Origin of the sequence: Arthrobacter sp. StoSoilA2, assembly GCF_019977195.1 — a bacterium.
Classification (GTDB): Bacteria; Actinomycetota; Actinomycetes; order Actinomycetales; family Micrococcaceae; genus Arthrobacter.
Genome location: NZ_AP024643.1, coordinates 1601071 through 1624902, shown reverse-complemented (window position 1 = coordinate 1624902; position 23832 = coordinate 1601071). Strand labels below are relative to the sequence as shown.

The window sequence follows — 23832 nt, the reverse complement described above, 5'->3', positions numbered from 1 at the left end:
GCGGCAGCGGGGTTACAGTTCGGTCCAGTCGAGGACCACTTTGCCGCCGGTGCCTGCGCGGGCGATCTCGAAGCCCTTTTCCCAGTCGGCTGCGGACAGCTTGTCGGTGACGACTGCGGAGATGTTCCGGTGCAACACGGGGTTGGAAGAAAGCATGGCGCTCATCGCGTACCAGGTCTCGAACATCTCGCGGCCATAAATGCCCTTGAGCGTGAGCATGTGGGTGACCACCTTGCCCCAGTCGATGTCGATGGACTGGCTGGGAAGTCCCAGCATGGCGATCCGCCCGCCGTGGTTCATGTTGTCGATCATCTCAGGCAGGGCGGTGGGGTGTCCGGACATTTCCAGGCCGATATCGAATCCTTCGCGCATACCCAGCTCCCGCTGTGCATCGCGGACGCGCATCCTGGAAACGTCGACGGCGAGGTCAACACCCATTTGACGGGCCAGTTCCAAGCGCGGAGCGGATACGTCAGTGATAGCGATCTTGCGGGCGCCTGCGTGGCGGGCGACGGCGATGGCCATCAGCCCGATGGGTCCCGCACCGGTAATGAGGACGTCTTCGCCCACCAAGGGGAAGCTAAGCGCGGTGTGGACGGCATTGCCGAAGGGGTCAAAGATGGCGCCGAGTTCCGGCGTGACGGATTCGTCGTGGTGGACCCAGACGTTGGTCTCCGGAATGACCACATATTCGGCGAAAGCACCATCCCGCTGCACTCCAACGGAGACGGTGTGGATGCACATCTGGCGGCGCCCTGCACGGCAGTTGCGGCAGATTCCGCAGACGACGTGGCCTTCGCCGGAAACGCGGTCCCCTACTTTGACGTCACGGACGTCCTCGCCGACTTCCACCACTTCACCGTAGAACTCGTGGCCCGCGATGAGCGGCGTTTCGATGATGCTTTGAGCCCAGGCATCCCAGCTCTGGATGTGGAGGTCGGTACCGCAGATGCCCGTGGTCATGACACGGATCTTGACGTCGCTGGGTCCCGTTTCGGGCTCGGGGCGGTCAACGAGTTCGAACCCTGCGTGTGGTCCGGATTTGTAGAGAGCCTTCATGGGATTCCTCACTGCTGGGGCTGCTTCGCTGCTGCTGACTCCATTAGAGCGCCGCCAACGATTTAGCACAACTAGATTCTTCTCAATCAACGATTTAGGATTTACTAATGGAAATACATCAGTTGCAGATGCTCCGTGAACTCGGTGACCTCGGGAGTGTAAAAGCTGTGGCTGAGACTCTTATGGTCACCCCATCGGCCGTTTCGCAACAGCTCGCACTCCTGCAGAAATCGGTGGACGTTCCACTGACGCGCAAGGAAGGCCGCGCCCTGGTGCTGACCGACGCCGGAAAGGTCCTCGCCGAGGCCGGGGCCGCCGTCGTGAACGCCATGGCGGATGCGCGGGCGGCGATCGGCGCCTATCACGACGCTCCCTACGCGCCTGTGAGCGTCAGCGCCTTCCACAGCGCGGGACAGGCGCTGTTTGCGCCGTTGGCAGCGCTGTTGGCGTCCGACGGCGGAAGGTCGCCAAGGCTTCGACTCTCGGATGAGGATGTGGCGCAGGAAGATTTCCCGGGGCTGGTTGCACGCTACGACCTCGTCCTGGCACACAGGATGGACAACAGCCCGCCCTGGCCCGAAGACAAAGTGGCCGTGATCCCGCTGGCGGACGAGCCCCTGGACGTCGCCCTGCCCGCGGACCACCCGCTGGCGTCCCGGCGCGAACTGAATCCGTCCGACGTCGTGGGTGAAACCTGGGCGACCAGCCGCGACGGCTACTCCCCCGCGGACGTGCTCGCCGCCGTCGTTGCCGTGAGTGGACGGCCCGCCGAAGTGCTGCACCGCATCAACGACTACTCAACTGTTGCCGCGCTTGTTGCGGCGGGCGGTGCAATCGGACTCCTGCCAAGGTTCACGGCACGGCGCGTCCTGGATGCCGGTGTTGTGCTGCGGCCCCTTTCCGGCGTGAACTCGGTGCGGAAAATCGACATCCTCGCACGCCCGGAAACGCTGAAACGGAAATCGGTCATGACGGTTTGCGAGTCACTTCAAACCGTCATGACCGAACTTATCGAGCTATCCAGCCCCGCTGGCTAGTCGCGGACCAAGGCGGGCTGGCCGGCCTCGAAGTATGCCACGAGCCCGGCAGGCAGGGCAGGGACTTCCCGCGCGCAGCCGTCGCCGCGCAGCGATTCGGTGGCGAGGATGCCGGCCGCCACTGCTTGCCGTGCAGCCACCGGACTGGTTTGTGTGGGGCCGCCCTTGGAGGCGAAGCGCAGGAATTCCTCAATCAGGCGCGGGTCTGCGCCCCCATGGCCTCCGTCACCGTCCTGGATCGTGTGCACCTCGTCCGGTGGAGCGTAGCCGGAAGTCCGGCTGGTCCAGACGTTGATGGTCTGCCCTGGCCCGTCGCCAAAGTTCTCGATTCTGCCTTTGGTGCCGATGATCGTGTAATTGCGCCAGTAATCGGGTGTGAAGTGGCACTGCTGGTAAGAGGCCAGCACACCGTTGTCCAGGACCATGTTCATCATGGAAATGTCCTCGACGTCGATCACCTCCGCCAGATCCTTCTGCTCCGTGGGGGGCCAGTTCTCCACGGAGAACCATTCGCCCATGCGCTTGCCGGAGTTGTTGCTGCGCCTGCTGACGTTGCCATAGACCGCAAGATCGCCGACGGCGGCAACCCGCTTGGTGTACCCGCCGGCAAGCCAGTGGATCACGTCGATATCGTGCGCGCCCTTTTGGAGGAGCAACGAGGTGACATTGGCGCGCTGGGCATGCCAGTCCTTGAAGTAGTAGTCCCCACCATCGCCAACAAAGTGCCGGCACCAGACGGCCTTGACCTCACCGATCCTGCCCTCCTGGATGATGTGGCGCATCTGTACTACAACCGGCATGTGCCGCATGTTGTGCCCAACGTAGAGGCGCGTTCCGGTCTCATACGCCGTCTTCAGGATCAGGTCCGCTGCCTCCAAAGTGATATCCAGCGGCTTTTCGCAGAAGGTCGCAATGCCGGCCTTAAGCGTACGGACCGCGACGGCGGCATGCTGGTTATCGGGCGTTAACACCAGGACGGCGTCCAGGTCGCTGGCGAGCACTTCTTCGAGGTCGCTGGTGATGCGGGCCGAGGGAATGGCCGCCGCGGCATCCGCCCGTCCCCTCTCGCTCACGTCGCAGACGATGGTGACTTCAGAGCCCTTGCCCGGCTTGTGGGCGTGTCTCCACAACCCGGAGCGCAGACCGAAACCCACGATGCCGACCTTCAAATCCTTTTCCATGAGGTGCAATTTCCTTCTGCTGGTTCGTCTAATAAAGTCTGGTTGCGGAGCTGCGGTGGGGTGCCGATTCGCGCACGAACAGGTGCCATGGGAAGTCCAGGACCGCAGGCTCACGCCTGGCGTCAGGCGCAGCGGATGAAGTAGCCCTCTGCAAAAGAAGCCTGGCAAGCTTGCCGAAGAAATCCACGGGGCCCACCGTGCTGAGCGACGGCGACATGCGCTCCCCCTCCACCGTGTTGCCCACACCGATGATGTCCACGTCCACGCCAACGGCGAGCCCGATCCGTTGAGCCGCATTGATGGCTGCGACGGCGGCGAAGTCCGTGGTGGCGTAGATGGCAGTAGGCCGGTCCGGCAGGCTGAGCAGCCGCGTTGTGGCAGCATAGGCACCGGCAGATGTGCCATCGAAGAGGCCCACGTAATCCTCGTTATCCGGGATGCCGGCTTCCGCCAAGGCATCTGCGTAGGCCCGGTAGCGGGTGCCGCCAGGGGCGCCGGCGGCCGTGGCCGGGGTGAGGCAGGCGATCCTCCGATGGCCGTGGAGGAGGTGCTCCACGGCCATCCGGCAACCCGGGCCTGCAATGGACCTGATGACGTCAAAGCCCTCGGGTTCAAGCCCTTCGTCGAAAACCACCAGCGTGGTCCCGTGCTCCGCGAGCTTCCGCAAGGCATCCCGCTGGTCGGGACGGACTGCATCCACGAAGACGGCATCGGCGTTATGAGTGCCAAGGACCTTCACCCAGTCGGCGTCGCCGAGGATCATCGGCGTGATTCCCAAGGGAGCTGCCGCCTTTTGCACCGCCTCGATGACGGATAACGACCAAGGATCGGAGAGCATCGTCAATGACAGGATGACGGTGTTCGTCCGCCCTGTCCGGATAGCCCGGGCAGCCTGGTTGGGGCGGTAGCCCAGGCGCTCCGCAACAGCCTTGACCTTCTCCGCCGTCGGGTCCGAAACTCCGGGTCCCGCGTCACCGCGCCGACCCGACAACACATAGGAAACCGTGGCCGTGGAAACGCCCGCGAGTTCGGCCACCATACGGATGGTGGGCCGGACGCCTGTGTTACCCGCTTTTGCCATGAGTTCCCCCTGCTTGTTCGTTTCTGATGCCGTCTTGTTTTTTGAGGCTAACTCCTGAATACGGGAGCAGCGGGATCCAACGCGGCCTGGTATTCGTCGCGCATCTTGTCACCACCTTCGCTCTTCCAGCGCTTGACCGCATCCTTGAGTTCATCGATCCTGGCCCGTCCGGTGATGATGTCCACCACCTTGTCGCGGAGCTGTTTGGTGATCTTCGCCCCCATCTTGGCGTTCGTATCCGAGTAGGAACCATTGGTGGGGTTGCGCCATGCGAGCTCCAGCAATTTTTCTTCCTGCTGGCTGACATAGCGGGTGTCGTCGTCGAATCCCGGATTGAAGATGACGTTCTCCGGGCTGGACATGATGTTCAACGCTGAAACCAGACCGGGGGCATTGGTGGTTCCAGTCTCCGTACGCACGGGGTTGCCCGAGCCGTCCAGTGTGTAGTCCTGGCCGAGCTCGCCGAAGTTCTTCTGCATGTACTCAACCGTGCCGAAAGGTGCCGACAGGTAATTGATGAGGGCCAGGAGTTCACGGATCTTGCCTTCCCCGGCCTTCTTGAACGGCGTGAAACCCACCGTCCCATAGCCCATGTCGTAGGTTGGCTTGACCTTCCCGTCGGCGCTGAACGGAATAAGGATGTCGAACTTTGCGGTCTTGTTCAGTGCCCGGTAGCTACGGAGGTCATGGGGACCCACCACCACCTGTGCCGCCACACTGCCATTGGCAACCCGGGAACGAATGTCCGTGGCCTTGGAATCCGGGTAGAAAACGCCGGCTGCAAACATCCTGGCCGTGAATTCAACGCCGGCCATGTACTCGTCCGTTTCGTACAAATGCGTCAACGTCCGGTCCTTGTTGACGGCCCAGCTGTTCGGAGCGCCAAACCACTCGGTAACCATGTGCAAGGCATTGATATAGGCCGGCTCAAGGGCATACTTCTGATCGCCTGGACGCGTCAGTTCCTTTGCCTTGTCCAGGAACTCGTCCGCGCTCGCGGCCTCAAAACCACCTACTTGCGCCCAGACGTCGTGGTTGCCCAGGTACACCTGACCGAACGGGGTGCTCGGGATGGGCGCTCCCCAGATCTTGCCGTTCACGACGGCGGTCTTCCAGGAATCGGGCTTGAGCGCCGCCAGGTTGGGGTACTCAAGCACTGCGTCACCGGAGAGGTAGGGCGTCAGGTCCTGAAACTTCGCCTCGAGCATGGGGCCAACATTGGGAATTCCCTGGTTCGGTGGAACCCACATCATGTCCGGCAGCTCATTGCTGGCCAGGACGGTGGCGAACTTGGCCGGATAGCCGTCTCCGATGTCCTCGGCAATCTGCAGTTCCAGGTCGCCGCCGAGCTTGGCGTTGAGCCGTTGCCAGAAGGGGTTGTCCTTCAGACCGGGACTCATGGTGTCGAAGGTTTCCGTCAGACCGGTCACCTTGCCCTTAAGCGGCGGAGCCTTCACGGACTGCACGGCGGTGGGCAGCTTGAAGTATCCGGCTTGCAGGCCTTTGGCGTTGCCGGCAAGGTCTGGAGTTACGCCGGTGAATTCCTTGTAGGTGGGCAGCTTGACCGAAGCGGAGGCTGCGGCGCCTCCAGTGCCTGCGGCTCCGCCACCACCGCAGGCGGACAAGCCGACGGCGGTCACGGCCAGGCCTGCGAGGCCAAGGAAACCGCGGCGGCTGAATCCAGCCTGTGAGGTAGTGCTCGTCATGGCATAAGCCTTTCTGGTTGTTTGCTGGTAGTTGATGCTGTGCTTGTTGCAGGTATGCCGCGGGAACGGCTAACCCTTCACGGCGCCGGTGATGACGCCCTTGGCGAAGTGCTTTTGAAGGAACGGGTAAACCATCAGGATGGGAACCAGGGCCACCACTACTACGGCCATCTGGATGGATTGCGGAGGCGGTGTGGTGGTAATTCCGAGCTGGTCTGCCGCCCCGCTGCCCTGTACTACGAAGTTGCGGAGCAGCAACTGGATGGGCCATTTACTGTGGTCATTGATGTAGAGCAGTGCGTTGAAGAACGAGTTCCAGAATCCAACGGCATAGAACAAGCCGACGACGGCGATAACGGCCTTGGACAGTGGCATGACGATCCGCCAAAGGATCTGCCAGTCGTTGGCGCCATCGATCCTGGCGCTTTCGATCAATTCGCCCGGGATGTTCATGAAGAACGATCGCATCACCACGAAGTTGAAGGCGCCAAATATGCCCGGAAGGATCAGCGACCACAGGGAATCCAGCAGCCCCAGCTGTCGAATCATGAGGAAGGACGGGATGAGGCCCGGCGCGAACAACAGCGTGAACAACACCGCAAGCACCACGGGGCGGCCGAAGAGGACTGACCGGCTGGTGGCGTATGCCATGGTGATGGTGACGAACAGCGCCAGGATGGTGCCCACGGCGGTGATGAGCATGCTCACCCCCAGGGATTGCAGGACCATGGGGCCTTTGAAGATCGTGGCGTAAGCCTCCAAGGTGGGACGTTCCGGCCAGAGCACGAATCCACCGGCCTGTACGAGTTGTTCGGTGTCCGCCAGGGACGTGGACACCACCAGGAGGATAGGGGTCAGGATGGAAAGGCTGAAAAGGACGAGGACCACGGCCTTTACCGTTTGGTACAGAGGAGAAGGGCGTTCCTTCCAGACGGGTCGTTTAGGGCTGTAGGTCAATTCCCGCGGTTTCCTCGTGAAAAATGTTGTTGCCATAGGGTTCTCCTTGTGCAGCAGCCGCGTGGGCTCAGCGTGCTTGCTTTGCAAAAATTCCGTCTTCGCCGAAGCGGTGGGCAAGTTTGTTGGCGCCGTAGATCAGCAGGGCACTGACCACACCCTTCGCCAGGCCCGCTGCGGCACCTGAACTCCAGCCGCCACCGACCACGCCCGTGTAGTAGGTAAAGGTGTCCAGCACTTCCGCCGCCCCGGCACCCACGGCATCGCGTTGGAGGATGAACTGCTCAAAACCGACAGAGAGAATGTCGCCAATGCGCAGGATCAGGAGGAGCACGATCACCGGCCTTAGCCCAGGCAGGGTGATGTGCCACATCCGGCGCCAACGTCCCGCGCCGTCAGCGGCCGCTGCTTCATACAAGGAGGCATCGATGCTTGCCAGGGCGGCGAGGAAAATGATCATGGCCCAGCCGGCGTCCTTCCAGATCATCTGGACAACCACCATCAGGGGGAAGGTTTCTGGATTGGTCATGAACGGAATCGGATCCATGCCCATATCGCGGAGCAGGTTATTGACGAAGCCCGCACCGCCCAACATCTGCTGGAAGAATGCGATCACCAGGACCCAGGACAGGAAGTGGGGCAGGTAGGCAATGCTCTGGAAAATCCTGCGGATCCGCGTGCTGATCAGGGAGTCAACAATCAGTGCAAGCACCAACGGCACCGGGAAAAGGAAAACCAACTGCCAGGCCGCCAGGTAGAGCGTGTTCCAGAAGGCATGGATGAAGTCGGGATTGCCGAACAGGTCCACGAAGTTCTGCCAGCCAACAAAGAGGCTGTCCCCGATGCCGAGGTAGGGCTGGTAGTCCTGGAACGCGATGACGTTGCCCAGGATGGGGATGTAGAAGAACAGCAGCAGGAAAGCGATGCCCGGGAGCATCATCAGGAGCATCTGCTTGTCGCGCCTCAGCCTTGAACGGAAGCTTTGTTGAGGTGCCCTGTTGCCCTTGCGCCTCCCCGTGCCGGATTTTCCCGGCAATGGCTCCGGGACGCGGCGCGCTTCCGGCAAAGCCGGAGCTTGTTGCGTCGTCGAGTTCATGCTGTCTCCTCAGTGCTGGGGCAAGGGTTATCAGTGTTGATTGAAGAGTGTGATTCAAAACACTCCCGTTAACCGTTTAACAAACGATAAACGACGACCAACATGTTTGCAAGATCATGATTGAAACTAAGGATAGAAATCAGTTTTGATCATTCTTGGCGGTGTGGCCCACCCCACTAAGATTGATGGAGAACCGCAGAGGGAAGGCTGACATGGCAGATTGCTGCAGCCCGGGCGCCGGCGCCCGGGAACACACCACACCCGGACTGACGCTCCCACTACGCGCGGCGGGCGGACACCGGAACCCGACGACCGGCGTCGTACGTTCGGGCCACGACGCCGCGGCAGCGGGTCATGGCGACGTCCAGATCCCGTCCGGGACCTTCGCCATGGGCGATCCTTTCGGTGAAGGGTACGACGGAGACGGCGAGACTCCAGTCCACGAGGTGTCCGTATCCGAATTCACCATCAGCGCCACCGCGGTCACAAACACGGAGTTTGCGGCGTTCGTGGATGCCACAGGGCACCGCACGGAGTCTGAAGAGTTCGGGACCTCTGCCGTGTTCCATCTTGCAGTCAAGGCCGAGCCGCACGACATCCTGAACAGAGTCAACAACGTCCCTTGGTGGCTCAATGTCCGTGGCGCCGACTGGGCCCACCCGGCCGGACCCCTCTCGCACTGGAAGGACATCCCTGACCATCCTGTGACGCACGTGTCCTTCAACGACGCCTTGGCCTACTGCGCATGGGCTGGCCGACGACTGCCCACCGAAGCGGAATGGGAGTATGCAGCCCGGGGCGGCGCGGCCGGGCAGCGCTATCCATGGGGCAACGAACTTCACAATGACAGCGTCGAAGGCAGCGCCCGGCACAACTGCAACATCTGGCAGGGCGAGTTCCCCGTGCGTAACGACGTCGAGGACGGCTACCTCACTACAGCGCCGGCCAGGTCCTTCGCCCCCAACGGCTATGGGCTCTACCAGACCAGCGGCAACGTCTGGGAATGGTGCAACGATTGGTTCCTGCCCAAGTACTACAAGACGTGCCTGAGCGCCGGAACCGTAAAGGACCCGCAGGGCCCAACAATTGGCCGCGGAAGGGTCATGCGCGGCGGCTCATACCTATGCCACGACTCCTACTGCAACCGTTACCGGCTGGCCGCACGGAGTTCCAACACGCCTGACTCCGCCAGCGCCAACCTCGGATTCAGGACCGTAGCGCTCTAAAGCCCCCGGTCCGGCGAGGGTCCCCGGTCCGGCGAGGGTCCCTGGATCCGGCAGAGATCTCAGTCAGTTGATGATTTCGCCGCGCTCGTCAGCCAGAATTGCTGCCAGGCGTTCTTTCCACGCCCGCAGCGCCCCGGGCTCCAGTCGCGTCCAATCGGTGACTTCGCCGAGGACCCTGAGCGGGGCCGCGCTGCGGTATGACCGGGTGGGATTGCCTGGGAATTTCTTGTCGGTCACGTTGGGATCGTCCTCGAATGCGCCGGTCGGCTCGACGACGTAAACGCGCGGCTCCGTGTCCCCGGCCGCGAGTTCGGCAGCCAGTCCCGCGCCATCCCGCAGAGCTGTGAAGTAGATGTGGTTCATCACGACCTCGGGACGGTAATTCGACCTGAAGCCAGCGCTCAGGAGATCACCTTCCCGAACGTCGGCCTTCGTGCCATGAAAGAACGGACCCTCGTCCAGCGGTTGATTCACAGTTACACCCTAAACGCAGAACGCGAGGGGCGACTGGTCATAGTCCCTGATGTCCGCGCCCCTTGGGGCCGTGGCCTTTGAGGGCTGCCGGAAGCTCACCGGCTACAATGCGCTGCGCCGTCACGGTGTCGCCGTCTTTGGACCCGGCTATCCTGACGGTGTCTCCGGCTTTAAGGTCCGATGCGGCAGCTGAAGGCAGCGTAGGCTTGCCCTTGCCGTTCCGGAGCTCCGAAAGTTTAGTGGGCATCCGTGAGATGCGCGTATCTGAAGTGATCGCGTAGCTCTGCGTGAAGCCATCATCGCTCTTCACCGTGATCGAGGTGCTGTTCACGGACTCGATCTTGCCTGTCTGTGTGACCACAGTGCGGAATGTGCCGTCCGGCTCTTTCACAACGTGCTCGCCATGGATCCCATGGGCTCGCCCTTCAGGGCGCTTGGCGCCGTCAGTCGTGGTGGGACTTGGTGATGCGGTAGCGCTCGACGGCGATGGGCTGGGTTGGGTGCCTGCCCACACTGCGGCTGCCGCGCCGCCGGTCAGGGCGACGGCAATGCCGCTGGCGATAAAGGCCTTGCGAAGGCCCGGTGTAATGGTGGCCATGCATCCATTCTGCTCCTGGCCGGACAAAAAAGTAGCTGGCAGTTGCGGTTGTTCTGAGCCTTCAAAACAACGACAACTGCCAGCTACTTGGGTACTTAGGCCTGTACGCCGAGCTTTTCCAGGATCAGTTCGCGTACACGGCCGGCGTCGGCCTGGCCACGAGTGGCCTTCATGACACCGCCCACGATCGCACCGATGGCCTGGACCTTGCCACCACGGATCTTCTCCGCGACGTCAGGCTGTGCTGCCAGTGCGGCATCGATGGCTTCCAGAAGGGGACCGTCGTCGGAAACCACCGCAAGGCCGCGCTTTTCAACGATCTCGGCGGGTGTACCCTCGCCTGCAAGTACGCCGTCCAGGACCTGGGTGGCCATCTTGTTGTTGATCTTGCCGTCCTCGACCAGCTTGTTCAGCTCAACGATGACCTGCGGCGTGACACCGAGAGCGGAAGGATCGACGTCGGCAACCTTGGCGCGGCCAACGATCTCACCCATCCACCACTTCCGGGCAACATCTGCGCTGGCACCGGCCGCGATAGTTTCCTCGATCGAGTCCATGACTCCGGCGTTGACCACATCGCGGAACTCCAGATCCGAGTAGCCCCATTCTTCCTTGAGCCGCTTGCGGCGCTCGGCCGGCGGCTCCGGAAGGGTGGCGCGAAGCTCCTCCACCCACTCACGGGAGGCGACGACGGGAACCAGGTCCGGCTCAGGGAAGTAGCGGTAGTCGTCGGCGTCGGACTTGGCGCGGCCCGACGTCGTCGAACGCGTGTCCTCGTGCCAGTGGCGCGTCTCCTGGATCACCGGCTGGCCGGAGTCCAGGACGGCAGCGTGGCGCTGGATCTCGTAACGAACGGCGTGCTCGACGGCGCGCAGCGAGTTTACGTTCTTCGTCTCCGAACGGATGCCGAAGCGTTCCTGGCCGTGCGGGCGCAGGGAAACGTTGGCGTCGCAGCGGACGTTGCCGCGTTCCATCCTGGCGTCCGAAACACCAAGGTTCTTCACGATTTCGCGGACCGCGGCAACGTAGGCCTTGGCCAGTTCAGGGGCACGGCTTCCCGCACCCTGGATGGGCTTGGTGACGATCTCAACGAGCGGCACACCCGAGCGGTTGTAGTCCACCAGCGAGTAGTCGGCGCCCTGGATGCGACCTGCGGAGCCACCCATGTGGGTGAGCTTTCCGGCGTCCTCTTCCATGTGGGCACGCTCGATCTCGACGCGGAAGACGGTGCCGTCTTCGAGCTCGATGTCGAGGTAGCCGTCGTACGCGATCGGCTCGTCGTACTGCGAGGTCTGGAAGTTCTTCGGGGTGTCCGGGTAGAAGTAGTTCTTCCGGGCGAAACGGCAGTACTCGGCGATCTTGCAGTTCAGGGCAAGGCCGATCTTGATGGAGGACTCCACAGCGGTCTTGTTCACCACAGGGAGGACGCCGGGCATGCCGAGATCCACCTCGTTGACGTTGGTGTTCGGCTCATCGCCGAAGACGTTCGGGGCGGAGGAGAACATCTTGGTCTTGGTGTTGAGCTCCACATGGACCTCGAAACCCAGAACAGGATCGTACTTCTCCATGGCCTCTTCGAAGCTCAGGGTTGCGTCGACGGACATTAGTTTGAACCTCCGGCGGAGTTGGAAGCGGCCCCGAGAGCGGGTGTCTTCAATTCGGGAGCCTGGGCAAGAAGCGGGCCGCCCCACTTTTCTTCCAGAATGGACTCAAGCACAGCACCCACACGGTACAGGCGGGCGTCCTGGCGGGCAGGGGCCAGCAGCTGTACGCCGACGGGCAGACCGTCCTCGTCAGCCAGGCCGCCGGGCAGCGACAAGCCCGGGATCCCAGCCATATTGGCCGGAATGGTGGCGACATCGTTCAGGTACATGGCCAGGGGATCGTTCGCCTTCTCCCCCAGTTTGAACGCTGTGGTGGGAGCCGTAGGCGAAATGAGGACATCCGCCTTCGAGAACGCGGCGTCGAAGTCGCGCTGAATGAGCGTGCGGACCTTCTGCGCCGAACCGTAGTAGGCGTCGTAATAACCAGCGCTCAGGGCATAGGTGCCCAGGATGATGCGGCGCTTGACCTCATCACCAAAGCCAGCGGCACGGGTTGCACCCATGACGCGCTCGATCGTCAGGGGGCCGTCCTTGGGCAGGGCACGCAAGCCATACCGAACGCCGTCGAACTTGGCCAGGTTGCTGGACGCCTCGGACGGCATGATGAGGTAGTAAGCGCCCAGGGCGTACTTCAGGTTGGGGCAGGAAACCTCAACGATTTCCGCGCCGGCATCCTTGAGCAGCTGAAGGGACTCGTTGAAGCGGTTCTCGACGCCGGCCTGGTAGCCCTCGCCGTGCAGTTCCTTGATGATGCCGATCTTCATGCCGGCAACATTGCCTACGCGGGCAGCAGCAGCCAGGTTGTCGAACGGATCGGTCAGGGACGTGGAATCGAACGGATCATGGCCGCCGATAACTTCCTGCAACAGAGCCGCGTCCAGCACCGTGCGGGACACCGGGCCAATCTGGTCCAGCGAGGACGCCATGGCAATCGCGCCGTAACGGGAAACTGCACCATATGTCGGCTTGACGCCGACGGTTCCGGTGACAGCACCGGGCTGGCGGATGGATCCACCGGTGTCAGTGCCCAGCGCCAGCGGCGCTTCAAAAGCGGCGACGGCGGCAGCCGAGCCACCGCCCGAACCACCAGGAATGCGGTCCAGGTCCCACGGGTTCCGGGTGGGCCCGTACGCCGAATGCTCCGTGGAGGAACCCATGGCGAACTCGTCAAGGTTGGTCTTGCCAAGAATCGGCATCTTCGCAGCACGGAGCTTCTTGATCACCGTGGCGTCGTACGGGCTGTGCCAGCCCTCAAGGATCTTCGAACCAGCCGTCGTCGGCTGGCCAATCGTCACGATCAAGTCCTTCACAGCGATCGGCACACCGGCCAGGGCATGAAGCTCCCCGGCAGCGGCGCCACCAGCGGCGCGCGCAGCGTCAACCTCGGCCGCAACAGCCAGGGCTTCCTCGGTATTAACATGCAGGAACGCGTTAATCTGGCCGTCCACGTCAGCAATACGGTCAAGGTGCGCCTGCGTCACTTCAACAGCGGAAACCTCGCGGGCGGCAAGCTTCGCAGCAAGATCGGCAGCGGAGTGGCGAATGAGTTCGTTCTTCAGCTCAGTCATGGTAATTAGTCCTCATCCAGGATTGCCGGGACCTTGAAACGGTTCTCGTAAGCATCCGGAGCGCCGGACAACGCCTGCTCAGCCGTAAACGTGTGGCCCACGACGTCCTCGCGGAACACGTTGGTCAGCGGAATCGGGTGGGACGTGGCCGGGACATCTTCCCCGGCGGCTTCGCTGACGGACTTCACCGAATCCACGATGACGGCAAGCTCGACCGCCATCCTGTCCAGCTCTTCGGCACTCATTTCAATGTGAGCGAGACGCGCAAGATGCGCGACGTCGTCACGGTTGATCGCAGCCATGGATCTCCCCTGCAAAGTTCAAATGGTTTTCCGAACCAGTCTACTTGGCTTGGGTGAGCCGCCGTACGCCGAAGCACAACAACGCGGGGTCACTTACGGCCCATCCAAGGTGCCTGGATGGGCCGTAAGTGACTCCGCGTTGCTTGATGGGGTTGTTTAGCCGATGCCGATTGCTCCGGTCAGGACTCCGACAGCCAGCATGACGATCGAGATGACTGCCGTGCGCCAGAGGACCTTCTTGTGGTGGTCGCCCAGGTCTACCTTGGCCAGCGACACCAAGAGCAGGATGGCGGGGACCAGCGGGCTCTGGAGGTGGAAGGGCTGGCCGGTGATGGAGGCGCGGGCCATGTCCGCTGCGCCGACGCCGTAGTGGGCTGCGGTTTCACTGAGGACCGGAAGTACGCCGAAGTAGAAGGCGTCGTTGCTCATGAAGAAGGTCATGGGGATGCTCAGCACGCCGGTGATGACTGCCATGAAGGGACCCATGTCCGCGGGGATGATCTGGACGAGCCACTCGGACATTGCCTTGACCATGCCGGTGCCGTTGAGGACACCGGTGAGGACCGCAGCGGCCATGACCATGCTGACGACGGCGACGATCGACGGCGCGTGGGCGATCAGCTGGGCGCCCTGGTCCTTGACCTTGGGGAAGTTGACCAGCAGTGCGATGGCCGAGCCCACCATGAAGACGAACGGGAGCGGGACGATGTTCGCTACCAAAGTGACCATGACGGCGACCGTGAGTCCAAGGTTGAACCAGAACAGTTTGGGACGCAGCGTGGTGCGGTTGGGATCCAGCGCGGTATCAGCCATGGCGGTGTCGTGATCGTCCACCAGCTCTTCAGTACGTTCAAGAACTGCGACGCCGGCGCCTCCGCCGGTTACCGGCTTGGGCGCGGTTGTGGTTGAGCCGGTGCGGGCAAAGCCGCCGTCGAACGCGTCGGAAGGATCGGCGACGTCGCCCCAGATTTCGGGGGCGGTGGTGCGGAGGCGGTTACGTTCCTGCAGACCAAGCAGCCAGGAGAAGACGAGCACGACGATGAGGCCAACGATGAGGGACGGGACCATGGGGACGAAGACGTCGTTGACGTCCAGCTTCAGTGCTGTAGCGGCGCGGGCTGTGGGCCCGCCCCACGGCAGGATGTTCATGGTGCCGTTCGCGAGGCCGGCCACGCAGGTGAGGACCACGGGACTCATCTTCAGGCGCAGGTAGACCGGCAGCATGGCGGCGGTGGTGAGGATGAAGGTGGTTGAGCCGTCGCCGTCCAGGGAGACTGCCGCAGCGAGGATCGCGGTACCGAGGACTACCTTGGCGGGGTCGTTGCCAAGCTTGCGCAGGATGAACTTGACCAGGGGGTCGAAGAGCCCGACGTCGATCATCAGGCCGAAGTAGATGATGGCGAACATGAGGAGCGCGGCCGTGGAGGTCATGGACTTCATCGAGTCCATGACCATGGGACCAATGCCCAAGCCGGCCCCCGCGAAGAGACCGAAGATGGTGGGGACGATGATCAGCGCCAAGACGGGCGTCAATTTTTTGGTCATGATCAGGACCATGAATACCGCAATCATTGCGAATCCAAGCAAAACCAGCACGGCCGGCTCCTTACTACTGTGAAGGGCACCACTTCGATGTGATGCGCACTACAGACGTTATAGTGGCGCCCGTCACGGGCTGGGGTTTCCGGGAATTGTTGGGAATACTGATCATTGCGAGCGTTTTGCGCATTGTGCTCAGTGCTTCAATGGAGCTGGAGGAAAGGAGTAACGGTGCCGCGCTTTAGCAGGGTCAGTATGCGCTTCTCCACCCAGACGCTCCTCCTCCAGCTGGGGGTAGTTCTGCTTGTAGTGCTCCTGAGCGGTGCCGTCCACGCTTGGCTGGTTTACGAACGGATCGGCGACGAAGCCGAAAACCAAGCACTCACCCTCGCCCGCACAGTTGCGGCGGATCCCGACATCAGGGAAGACGTCCAGGCCATCAGCAAAGAAGAAGGAACCCCGCCAGCCAGCGTTCTGGCGGCCGGCCCCTTGCAGGCAGCAGCGGAAGCGGTCCGGGTCCGCACCGGGGCACTCTTCGTGGTCATCACGGACGAAACCGGACTCCGGTTGGCCCACCCGGACATTGCGCGGCTCGGTGAACGCGTCAGCACAGATCCCTCAGTAGCTTTGGCAGGCCGGGAAATCACCACCCGCAACACGGGCACTCTGGGTCCATCAGCGGGCGCCAAGGTTCCGGTCTACGCACCCTCGGCTGAGGGCGCAGGCACGGCTGGATCAATCGTGGGCGAAGTCAGTGTGGGCTACTCCATGGAGTCCCTCAGCAAGAGCCTGGCACAGGACATTGTGCCCATTGCCCTGACCGCCGGCGGCGCACTCCTGGCTGGCGTCCTGGCTTCATTCCTGCTCCGGCGCCGCCTGCAGCGCCTCACCTTGGGTTTGGAACCAGAGGAGATCAGCACCCTGGTCCACGATCAAGTGGCAGTACTCCAGGGCGTGGACGAGGGCGTGATCGGCATCGCGGCCGATGGACGCATCTCCGTGTTCAACGCCGCTGCCGCCAGGCTCCTGGACCTGCCCGACGCCACCGGACAGGACTGGGCTACAGCCAACGTTCCCGGTCAACTCAAGCAGCTCACCCAGCCGGCAGCCCGTGACGCCGAAGCCGTGGAACTGGTAGCCGGTGGACGGGTCCTGGTGGCCAGCGCCCGAAAAGCCTGGCACCGCAAGGAAGACCTCGGCTGGGTGGTCATGCTCCGCGACCGCACCGAACTGCAGCAATTGACCCGCCAGCTGGACGCCGTGGGAACCATGTCCACCGCCCTGCGTGCCCAGCGCCACGAATTCGCCAACCAACTCCACACCATTGCCGGCTTCATGAGCATCGGCCAACACGAGCAAGCCAAGGAGTACCTGGCAAGGATCTCCGCCACCGGCCCCCTCAAGTTCCCTGTGGAGCAGGCGGAACTCCTTCAGGACACGTACTTGCAGGCTTTTGTCGGCGCCAAGAGTGTGGAGGCCTCCGAACGCGGAGTCGCGCTCCGGATCGGGCCGGAAACGTTGGTCCGGGGACACGTGGCCGATCCGCAGGACGTCACCACAGTGCTCGGCAACCTGATCGACAACGCCGTGAGTGCCGCCGTCGCCGGTTCCGCTTCGGAGCGTTGGGTGGAAGTTGAGTTGCTTGACGATGCCGGCCAGGACAACGGAACCCTGCATATCGTCGTGGGCGATTCCGGAGACGGTTTGGGGAACCTGGAACCTGAGGAAGTCTTCGCTGAAGGATTCACGACGTCGGAACAACCGGTCCGCCAGGGGGCCGGACAAGGTTTGGGCTTGGCTTTGGTGCGGCAGTTGGCCCGGCGTCGGGGTGGGGACGTCCGCGTCCTGGAGACCGGCAGGAAAGGCGGCCCCGGAGCTGTCTTCATGGCCACAATTCCTGGCGTGTTGGGGCGATCGGCCGACGCCGGCGCTGAAGCCCCAACCGGCACGGGGGCTGGAAGGGAAGCTGACAGGACAATGCGGGAGGACAGCAGTGGCTGAGGATTTGAGGGTGCTCATTGTGGACGATGACTTCCACGTTGCCCGGCTGCATGCAGCCTACGTGGACTCAGTGGCCGGATTCATGGCGCTCGCTCCTGCCGGTTCCGCGTCCCAGGCTTTGCAGGCGATCCACAGCCTGCGTCCTGACCTGGTGTTGCTGGACGTGTACCTGCCGGACGGTTCAGGGCTTGATTTGCTGGGCCAGCTGGACATCGATGCCATCATGCTGACAGCGGCCTCTGATGCCCCGTCCATCAGGGTTGCCATGCGGCGCGGCGCGCTGGGGTACCTGCTAAAGCCCTTCCCCGCGGAATCCTTGTCCCAGCAGCTGAGGTCCTATGCACGGTATCGCCGGATCCTTGGACAGCAAACCGGCGTTGACCAGACCACGATTGAACGTGCCAAACGGGCACTGATCCCAGGTGACGTGACGCCCGCTCAAAAACCACGCTCGGCAACCGAAGCGGCGGTCCTGGAATCGCTGCTTCCGGGCGAACAGTACTCGGCCGCCGAAGTCGCGGACCGGGTGGGCGTTTCCCGGGCGACGGCGCAGAGGTACCTGTCCTCGCTTGCCGACGATGGCGCCGTCGAAATCCAATTACGCTACGGAAGCACGGGCCGCCCGGAACACCGCTACGGCATCCCGGGCTAACCCAAGCAGGGCCTTACGCGGACTTCTGCGCGACGAGCTCGATTTCCACCAGCATCCTGGAATCCAGGAAGGGCAGCACGTGCACCAGTGCCAGGGTGGGACGAATCTCTCCGAAAACCTCGCCGTGGGCCCGGCCGGCGTCTTCCCACTTGCTGATGTCCGTCAGGTACAGCTTGGACTGAACCACGTCCTCGTAGGAGAACCCCGCTTCTTCCAGGACCGCTCCGAGCTTCTCTAGGATGTATTTGGTCTGCGAGTAGAAGTCATCGCCGACGATTGCATCCTGCCCATCAACGACGCCGGAAGCCGCCGTAGCAGAAATGAAGAGTGTGTTGTCCACCTGGACCGCGCGGGAGTACCCCAGGGTCTGTTCCCAGACGGAACCCGTGCCATATGTCTTGCGCATGCCGCGCCTTTCCTGATCGCTGTGCCCGTTCCGGTTGTACAAACCTGGCGGGGGTTTACGAAAGGAAACTTTATGGCTGCTGGAGGTCCAGCCTGTAAACGAACAGCTTTATGTCGGTGCCGGGCACGAACCAGTCGCGGTGCGGAGCGCGGGCAAAACCGGTCCGGGCGTAGAGGGCATTGGCGCTCTCCCACGTGGCTCCCGTAGTGAGGGAGACAGCACCGATGCCGTCCATCGCTTTGGCTTGCTCGACGACGGCCTGCACCAAAGCCCGTCCGGCGCCGGAACGCTGTACAGCGGGATCTACCACCAGGGTGCGCAGTTCCAGTTCGTCTTCCAGGCCGATGTCAGAGAATCCGCCACCGGCCGGTGCTGCCGTGACGGAACCGATCACCTGGCCGTTCCGTTCCGCGACGAAGATTTCGGCGTGCTCCGCGCGCGCTGCCACGTCCTGGAGTTGCTGAAGGTACGGGTGGTCCGCGCTGCCGTAGTACCCCGCGGTGACGTATGAATCCTGCGTGATGCGGGCAACGTCGTCATAGTCTTCGGGCAGGGCTGGGCGGACAGTAATCGACGAATGCACTTATCAATGGTAGTGGCGCGGTCACCGCACCATACGCCAAACAGCCCTTTCCGTGACCGAACTATCAGTCAGCCGCAGAATTTCCGACGGCGGATTGTTGCGTCACGTTGTTCCGCTGCCAGTCCTTGGGCACCCTTTTGTGTTGCTTTCCATGGCCCTGGATTGCGTCCTGTGGCGTGCCGTGAAGCCCGGTTTCCCGCTGTTGCGGGCACGTGTCGAAGAGCTGGCGAAGGGTGCGGGGACCGTGCTTGAGTTGCCACACGGCAACCGCACATTGCCCTTCACCGCGCTAAACAAACTGCGGATTGGAGATCCCTGGGAAACACCGATCACTAAGAAATACCGATCACCAGGAAATACCGATCCCTAAGAAATACAGAACAGGAGGAACGATGCCCCAGGCCCATTTCAGCGCGACGCAGGCTCGCACCTGCTGTCCGTCCTGCCTTCAGAAATAAGCGATCCGCACCACCGCCGCCCGTTTGAGCCCTTGGCTCCGGGCTGAGGCGACCCACCCGCACCTGAAAGGCTTTACATGTCCGCGTCCCCCCGCGTTCGAACACGGATCAACACAAATCATCAACGCACTGCACCCAACCGCCGCCAAGTCCTCGGCGCCTTCATCGCCCTCCCCGCCCTCGGCCTATTAACTGCCTGCGGCGGTTCGGCCACGGCTGGTGGCGACGCCACACAGGCCGCGCAGGTCACGGCACCGCTGGCCACCTCCGTCCCGGAAGGGACCACGCTGGTGGTGGGCGACCCCACGGTACAGGTCGCCTTGGAACTCTCCGGCCTGGACAAGAAGCTCAGCTTCCCGGTGAAGTTTGCCAACATTTCCGGCGGCCCGGCCACCACCGAAGCGTTCCGGGCCAACGCGTTGGATGTCGGTTCCGTGGCCGACATACCTCCCATCCATGCCACGTGGACCGGCCTGGATGTCCGGATCATTGCGGGCGTCTTTCGCAAAGACGCCGTGAACCACCCACTTTATGAATTGGGTGTGGCCCCGGGCGCCGGGATTACGGAACTCCAGGGCCTTCGTGGCAAGAAGATCGCCTACAGTCCCGGCCAGGCGCAGGGCGCGCTCGTCCTGCGCATCCTGGAAAAGGCAGGCCTGGAACAAAAGGACGTCAAGCTCGTGGAACTGCCCAGCACGGGGGACACGTATTCCACCGCCCTGTCCAGCAAGCACGTTGATGCTGCCCCACTGGGAGGCGTCCAAATCAAGCGATACCTGGCCAAGTACGGCGCCGACGGCGGAACCACTCTCCGCCACGGACTCCGCGACGATCCCGGTCACCTGTACGCGCCGGCAAAGGTCTTGGAGGATCCGGCCAAGGCTGCCGCACTTGCGGAGTATGTGAAGCTCTGGGGACAGGCACAGCGGTGGATCCAGGACCACCCCAGGGAATGGCTTGAGGGCTACTACGTCAAGAACCAGGGGCTCTCCCGCGAGGACGGCCAGTACCTGATCGATGCCGCCGGCGAGCGCGATCTCCCTGCCTCGTGGACGGAGGCCATTGCCCGCCACCAGCAAACCATCGACCTGCTGGCACGCGAGCAGAAAAAGCCCAAATTGGACGCTGCAAAGCTGTACGACCTGCGCTTCGAGGCTATAGCCGGCACGGCCTACGCTGCGGCAGGGGGCGCCTAGCCATGACAACAACTGCTGCCCAGCACGCGACTGCCGCTACCGCGCGAACCCGCACGGCTCCCCCACAGACGCGCGACGTCGGCACCCAACCGGGCGCCGTCGTCGAACCTCACCTCGACCCGGCATTGACGGGCCGCCCCGATGTCAGGCCCGTCAGCCGCCCCCTGGGTCCTGGACCAAGACGCCGCCTGGCCGGTTTGGTGGGCCCCGCCGCCCTGATCCTGCTCTGGGTGGTTTCGGCCGCTACAGGCCTCCTGGATCCCCGGATCCTGTCCGAGCCGTGGACCGTAGTGTCTACGGCGGGCGAGCTGATCGCGGACGGCCGACTCCAGGAGAACCTTGCAATCTCTGCCCAGCGTGCAGGCTTCGGGCTGTTGTTCGGGATTGTGGTGGGAGCCGTGCTGGCTCTCCTGGCTGGGCTGAGCCGGGTGGGTGAGGCCTTGATCGATGGTCCTGTGCAAATCAAGCGCGCCATCCCCGGCCTGGCCCTGATCCCCCTGCTGATCCTTTGGTTCGGCATCGATGAAACCATGAAGGTCCTCACCATCACGTTGGGGGTGTTCGTGCCGATCTACCTGCAAACGCACGCCGGACTGCGCGGAATCGACCTGCGATACGTCGAGTTGGCACAGACAGTTGGGCTAACCCGGTCCGGGTTCATCCGTCGCGTGGTGCTCCCCGGGGCGCTGCCCGGATTCTTCCTGGGGCTCCGCTTCGCCGTCACTGGCGCTTGGGTGTCCTTGGTGGTGGTGGAGCAGATCAATTCCACCAGCGGCATCGGCTACATGATGGAGCTCGCCCGCACGTACGGCCAAACCAACATCATCGTCCTGGGCCTTGCCGTCTACGGCGTCCTGGGCCTGCTTTCCGACGCAGCCGTCCGGCTCCTGGAACGAAAGGCATTGTCATGGCAACGCACGTTGGCGGGCTGAGTGCCTCGCAGGGAGTCGGGCCGCGCACGGCACCTTCCCACGAGGTCTCCGTACGCAACCTCATCCGAAGCTTCGGTCCCAAGGGCGTGCTCAACGGGGTGGACCTGGACATCGCTCCGGGCGAATTCGTTGCCCTGCTTGGCCCCAGCGGCTGCGGTAAGAGCACACTGCTCCGTGCCCTTGCCGGCCTGGACCGCGACGTCCGCGGGAGTGGGATCGTCAAGGTCCCGGACCAGGTGTCGGTGGTGTTCCAGGACTCGAGGCTCCTTCCCTGGGACACCGTCCTGGGCAACGTCACGTTGGGCCTCAGATATGACGACGCCGATGCCCGCGGACGCCGTGCACTCGCCGAGGTGGGACTCGCCGGCCGCGAAAAAGCCTGGCCGCACGAGCTGTCCGGAGGTGAGCAACAGCGCGTTGCCTTGGCGAGGTCGCTGGTGCGGGAGCCCCGGCTGCTTCTTGCCGATGAACCCTTCGGTGCCCTCGACGCCCTTACCCGCCTGAAGATGCACGCGCTCTTGAAGGAACTGGTTGCCGCGCATCGCCCCGCCGTCCTGCTCGTCACCCACGACGTCGACGAGGCCATCACCTTGGCCGACCGCGTGATCGTCCTACAAGACGGCCGTGTAGCCCTCGAGCGCCAGGCCGGAACCGGCGTCGGGCATTCATCGCTGAGGGGCGAGTTGCTCGCCGCCCTCGGCGTCCACGTTGGTGCCTGAAACCCAACCTTCACCAGAACCCAACCCACACCAGAAATCACCCCTCACCAGAATCAAGGAGAAACCCATGACCGCCCCACAACGCCAACTCCACCTCAACGCCTTCCTGATGAGCACTGGCCATCACGAGGCCTCCTGGCGCCTGCCGGAAAGTGATCCTTTCGCCTCCACCAAGGTGGAGCACTACCAGCACCTGGCCCGCACGGCGGAACGCGGAAAACTCGACTCCATCTTCTTCGCGGACTCCCCCGTCCTCTTCGGCGAGGTAGGCCGTCGCCCTGCCGGCAAGCTGGAACCCACGGTGCTGCTGACCGCCATCGCGGCGGCAACCCGGAACATCGGCCTGATCGCCACAGCCTCCACCACCTACAATGACCCCTTCAACCTGGCACGGCGCTTCGCCTCGGTGGACTGGGTCAGCGGTGGTCGCGCCGGTTGGAATGTCGTCACGACGGCGGGGCCGGACGCTGCGCGAAACTTCGGCGTCGATGACCAGCCTGCGCATGCCGTCCGTTACGAGCGGGCGGCCGAGTTCATCGAAGTATCCCAAAAGCTGTGGGACAGCTGGGAAGACGACGCCGTGCTGGCCGACAAAGCGGAGGGAGTCTGGGGTGATGACACCAAGATCCGCACCATCGAGCACGAAGGCAAGCATTTCCGCGTACGTGGTCCCCTGAACGTCCCCCGTTCCCCCCAGGGCCACCCGCTGATCGTGCAGGCGGGATCCTCGGAAGACGGTAAGAAGCTCGCCGCCCAGTACGCCGAGGCCGTGTTCACAGCCCACCAGACAGTGGAGGATGCGCAGGCTTTCTACGCCGATTTGAAGGCCCGCACCCTGGCCGTGGGGCGCGATCCCGAGGGCATCAAGATCCTGCCCGGCATCGTCCCGGTCATTGGTTCCACGGAGGCAGAAGCGCTGAAGCTTGAGCGTGAACTCGACGAGCTGATCAAGCCTGAATACGCCCGCGAACAGCTGGCAAGGACCCTGCGGGTGGCCCCCGCGGACCTTCCGCTGGACCAGCAATTGCCTGCGGACCTCCCCTCCGAGGACGAGATTGAGGGAGCCAAGAGCCGGTACACGCTGATCGTGGAGCTTGCCCGCCGTGAACAGCTTACGGTCCGGCAACTGATCGGCCGTTTGGGCGGCGGACGTGGGCACCGCACCTTCTCAGGGACGCCGGAGCAAGTGGCCGATGCCATCCAGGACTGGTTCCAGGCAGGCGCCGCCGATGGCTTCAACATCATGCCGCCCGTCCTGCCGTCCGGGCTGGAGGTCTTCGTGGACCAGGTAGTGCCGATCCTTCAGCAGCGTGGCCTGTTCCGCGCCGAATACACGGCGTCGACGCTGCGCGGACACTACGGGCTGGCACGCCCCGGGAACCGCTTCTCCGGTTCCGCGGCGCAGCAGCTCACATCCATCGGTTCGGCCTTCTGATGACTGGCTGGCCCCGGCCGCGTGC

General features: G+C 63.1%; 23 protein-coding genes. 9 read left to right on the top strand and 14 right to left on the bottom strand.

Annotated elements, in window-relative coordinates; translation table 11 throughout:
- Nucleotides 1–12: 12 nt before the first annotated feature.
- Entirely contained in the window at nt 13–1059 is a 1047-nt protein-coding gene (gene tdh, locus LDN82_RS07440) for an L-threonine 3-dehydrogenase (protein WP_224092059.1), read from the bottom strand.
- 107 nt (nt 1060–1166) lie between these two features.
- Between tdh and LDN82_RS07435 the strand changes: the two genes are divergently transcribed.
- A complete protein-coding gene (locus LDN82_RS07435; RefSeq protein WP_224166914.1) occupies nt 1167–2096 on the top strand; it encodes a LysR family transcriptional regulator in 930 nt (309 codons plus the stop codon).
- On the opposite strand, the gene LDN82_RS07430 is transcribed toward LDN82_RS07435, so the two are convergent.
- From LDN82_RS07430 to LDN82_RS07410, 5 genes are all read right to left on the bottom strand, one after another.
- Nucleotides 2093–3277 carry a Gfo/Idh/MocA family oxidoreductase gene (locus LDN82_RS07430; RefSeq protein WP_224166913.1) on the bottom strand — a complete coding sequence of 395 codons (1185 nt, stop codon included), beginning with the start codon at nt 3275–3277 and terminating at the stop codon, nt 2093–2095. The two genes, LDN82_RS07435 and LDN82_RS07430, sit on opposite strands and share 4 nt — an antisense overlap.
- 28 nt (nt 3278–3305) lie before the next feature.
- Nucleotides 3306–4358, bottom strand: coding sequence for a LacI family DNA-binding transcriptional regulator (locus LDN82_RS07425; RefSeq protein WP_224166912.1), 1053 nt, complete (start codon nt 4356–4358; stop codon nt 3306–3308).
- Nucleotides 4359–4405: 47 nt separating this feature from the next.
- On the bottom strand, nt 4406–6064 hold the full coding sequence (locus LDN82_RS07420; protein WP_224166911.1) for a sugar ABC transporter substrate-binding protein: 1659 nt from the start codon (nt 6062–6064) through the stop codon (nt 4406–4408).
- Between the two features lie 69 nt (nt 6065–6133).
- Nucleotides 6134–7057 carry a carbohydrate ABC transporter permease gene (locus LDN82_RS07415; RefSeq protein ID WP_224092042.1) on the bottom strand — a complete coding sequence of 308 codons (924 nt, stop codon included), beginning with the start codon at nt 7055–7057 and terminating at the stop codon, nt 6134–6136.
- A 31-nt stretch (nt 7058–7088) separates the two neighbouring features.
- Nucleotides 7089–8114, bottom strand: coding sequence for an ABC transporter permease subunit (locus tag LDN82_RS07410; RefSeq protein ID WP_224092040.1), 1026 nt, complete (start codon nt 8112–8114; stop codon nt 7089–7091).
- A gap of 212 nt (nt 8115–8326) precedes the next feature.
- Here LDN82_RS07410 and LDN82_RS07405 point away from each other — a divergent pair, with 212 nt between their 5' ends.
- Nucleotides 8327–9340: a formylglycine-generating enzyme family protein gene (locus LDN82_RS07405; RefSeq protein WP_224092037.1), complete on the top strand. Its 1014-nt coding sequence runs from the start codon at nt 8327–8329 to the stop codon at nt 9338–9340.
- Nucleotides 9341–9403: 63 nt separating this feature from the next.
- On the opposite strand, the gene arr is transcribed toward LDN82_RS07405, so the two are convergent.
- The 6 genes from arr to LDN82_RS07375 form a co-directional block, all read right to left on the bottom strand.
- Nucleotides 9404–9814, bottom strand: a complete 411-nt coding sequence (gene arr / locus LDN82_RS07400; RefSeq protein ID WP_224166910.1) for an NAD(+)--rifampin ADP-ribosyltransferase — start codon at nt 9812–9814, stop codon at nt 9404–9406.
- Nucleotides 9815–9851: 37 nt separating this feature from the next.
- The gene (locus tag LDN82_RS07395) at nt 9852–10412 is read right to left on the bottom strand and encodes a DUF5666 domain-containing protein (RefSeq protein WP_224092033.1); all 561 of its coding nucleotides are present in this window, start codon (nt 10410–10412) and stop codon (nt 9852–9854) included.
- A 95-nt stretch (nt 10413–10507) separates the two neighbouring features.
- The gene (gene gatB, locus LDN82_RS07390) at nt 10508–12016 is read right to left on the bottom strand and encodes an Asp-tRNA(Asn)/Glu-tRNA(Gln) amidotransferase subunit GatB (protein ID WP_224092031.1); all 1509 of its coding nucleotides are present in this window, start codon (nt 12014–12016) and stop codon (nt 10508–10510) included.
- Nucleotides 12016–13584 carry an Asp-tRNA(Asn)/Glu-tRNA(Gln) amidotransferase subunit GatA gene (gene gatA / locus LDN82_RS07385; RefSeq protein ID WP_224166909.1) on the bottom strand — a complete coding sequence of 523 codons (1569 nt, stop codon included), beginning with the start codon at nt 13582–13584 and terminating at the stop codon, nt 12016–12018. Before gatA ends, gatB begins: the two co-directional genes overlap by 1 nt.
- 5 nt (nt 13585–13589) lie before the next feature.
- Complete coding sequence (gatC, locus tag LDN82_RS07380; protein WP_017199363.1) at nt 13590–13886, bottom strand: Asp-tRNA(Asn)/Glu-tRNA(Gln) amidotransferase subunit GatC; 297 nt, start codon at nt 13884–13886, stop codon at nt 13590–13592.
- A 156-nt stretch (nt 13887–14042) separates the two neighbouring features.
- A complete protein-coding gene (locus LDN82_RS07375; RefSeq protein ID WP_224166908.1) occupies nt 14043–15482 on the bottom strand; it encodes a CitMHS family transporter in 1440 nt (479 codons plus the stop codon).
- A 198-nt stretch (nt 15483–15680) separates the two neighbouring features.
- Between LDN82_RS07375 and LDN82_RS07370 the strand changes: the two genes are divergently transcribed.
- A complete protein-coding gene (locus tag LDN82_RS07370) occupies nt 15681–17426 on the top strand; it encodes an ATP-binding protein (protein ID WP_224167491.1) in 1746 nt (581 codons plus the stop codon).
- Entirely contained in the window at nt 17419–18078 is a 660-nt protein-coding gene (locus LDN82_RS07365; RefSeq protein WP_224166907.1) for a response regulator, read from the top strand. The genes LDN82_RS07370 and LDN82_RS07365 overlap by 8 nt, the downstream gene beginning before the upstream one ends.
- Before the next feature lie 13 nt (nt 18079–18091).
- On the opposite strand, the gene LDN82_RS07360 is transcribed toward LDN82_RS07365, so the two are convergent.
- Entirely contained in the window at nt 18092–18484 is a 393-nt protein-coding gene (locus LDN82_RS07360; protein ID WP_224092023.1) for a RidA family protein, read from the bottom strand.
- Nucleotides 18485–18554: 70 nt separating this feature from the next.
- A complete protein-coding gene (locus LDN82_RS07355) occupies nt 18555–19067 on the bottom strand; it encodes a GNAT family N-acetyltransferase (RefSeq protein ID WP_224166906.1) in 513 nt (170 codons plus the stop codon).
- A gap of 52 nt (nt 19068–19119) precedes the next feature.
- Between LDN82_RS07355 and LDN82_RS07350 the strand changes: the two genes are divergently transcribed.
- The 5 genes from LDN82_RS07350 (at nt 19120) to LDN82_RS07330 (ending at nt 23807) form a co-directional block, all read left to right on the top strand.
- Nucleotides 19120–19437: a hypothetical protein gene (locus tag LDN82_RS07350; RefSeq protein WP_224166905.1), complete on the top strand. Its 318-nt coding sequence runs from the start codon at nt 19120–19122 to the stop codon at nt 19435–19437.
- A gap of 165 nt (nt 19438–19602) precedes the next feature.
- Complete coding sequence (locus LDN82_RS07345) at nt 19603–20721, top strand: ABC transporter substrate-binding protein (protein ID WP_224166904.1); 1119 nt, start codon at nt 19603–19605, stop codon at nt 20719–20721.
- 2 nt (nt 20722–20723) lie between these two features.
- Nucleotides 20724–21653 (top strand): ABC transporter permease, encoded by a 930-nt coding sequence (locus LDN82_RS07340; RefSeq protein WP_224166903.1) that lies wholly within the window; start codon nt 20724–20726, stop codon nt 21651–21653.
- Nucleotides 21629–22372 (top strand): ABC transporter ATP-binding protein, encoded by a 744-nt coding sequence (locus tag LDN82_RS07335; RefSeq protein WP_224166902.1) that lies wholly within the window; start codon nt 21629–21631, stop codon nt 22370–22372. The genes LDN82_RS07340 and LDN82_RS07335 overlap by 25 nt, the downstream gene beginning before the upstream one ends.
- A 67-nt stretch (nt 22373–22439) precedes the next feature.
- Nucleotides 22440–23807, top strand: a complete 1368-nt coding sequence (locus tag LDN82_RS07330; RefSeq protein ID WP_224166901.1) for an LLM class flavin-dependent oxidoreductase — start codon at nt 22440–22442, stop codon at nt 23805–23807.
- Nucleotides 23808–23832 lie beyond the last annotated feature (25 nt).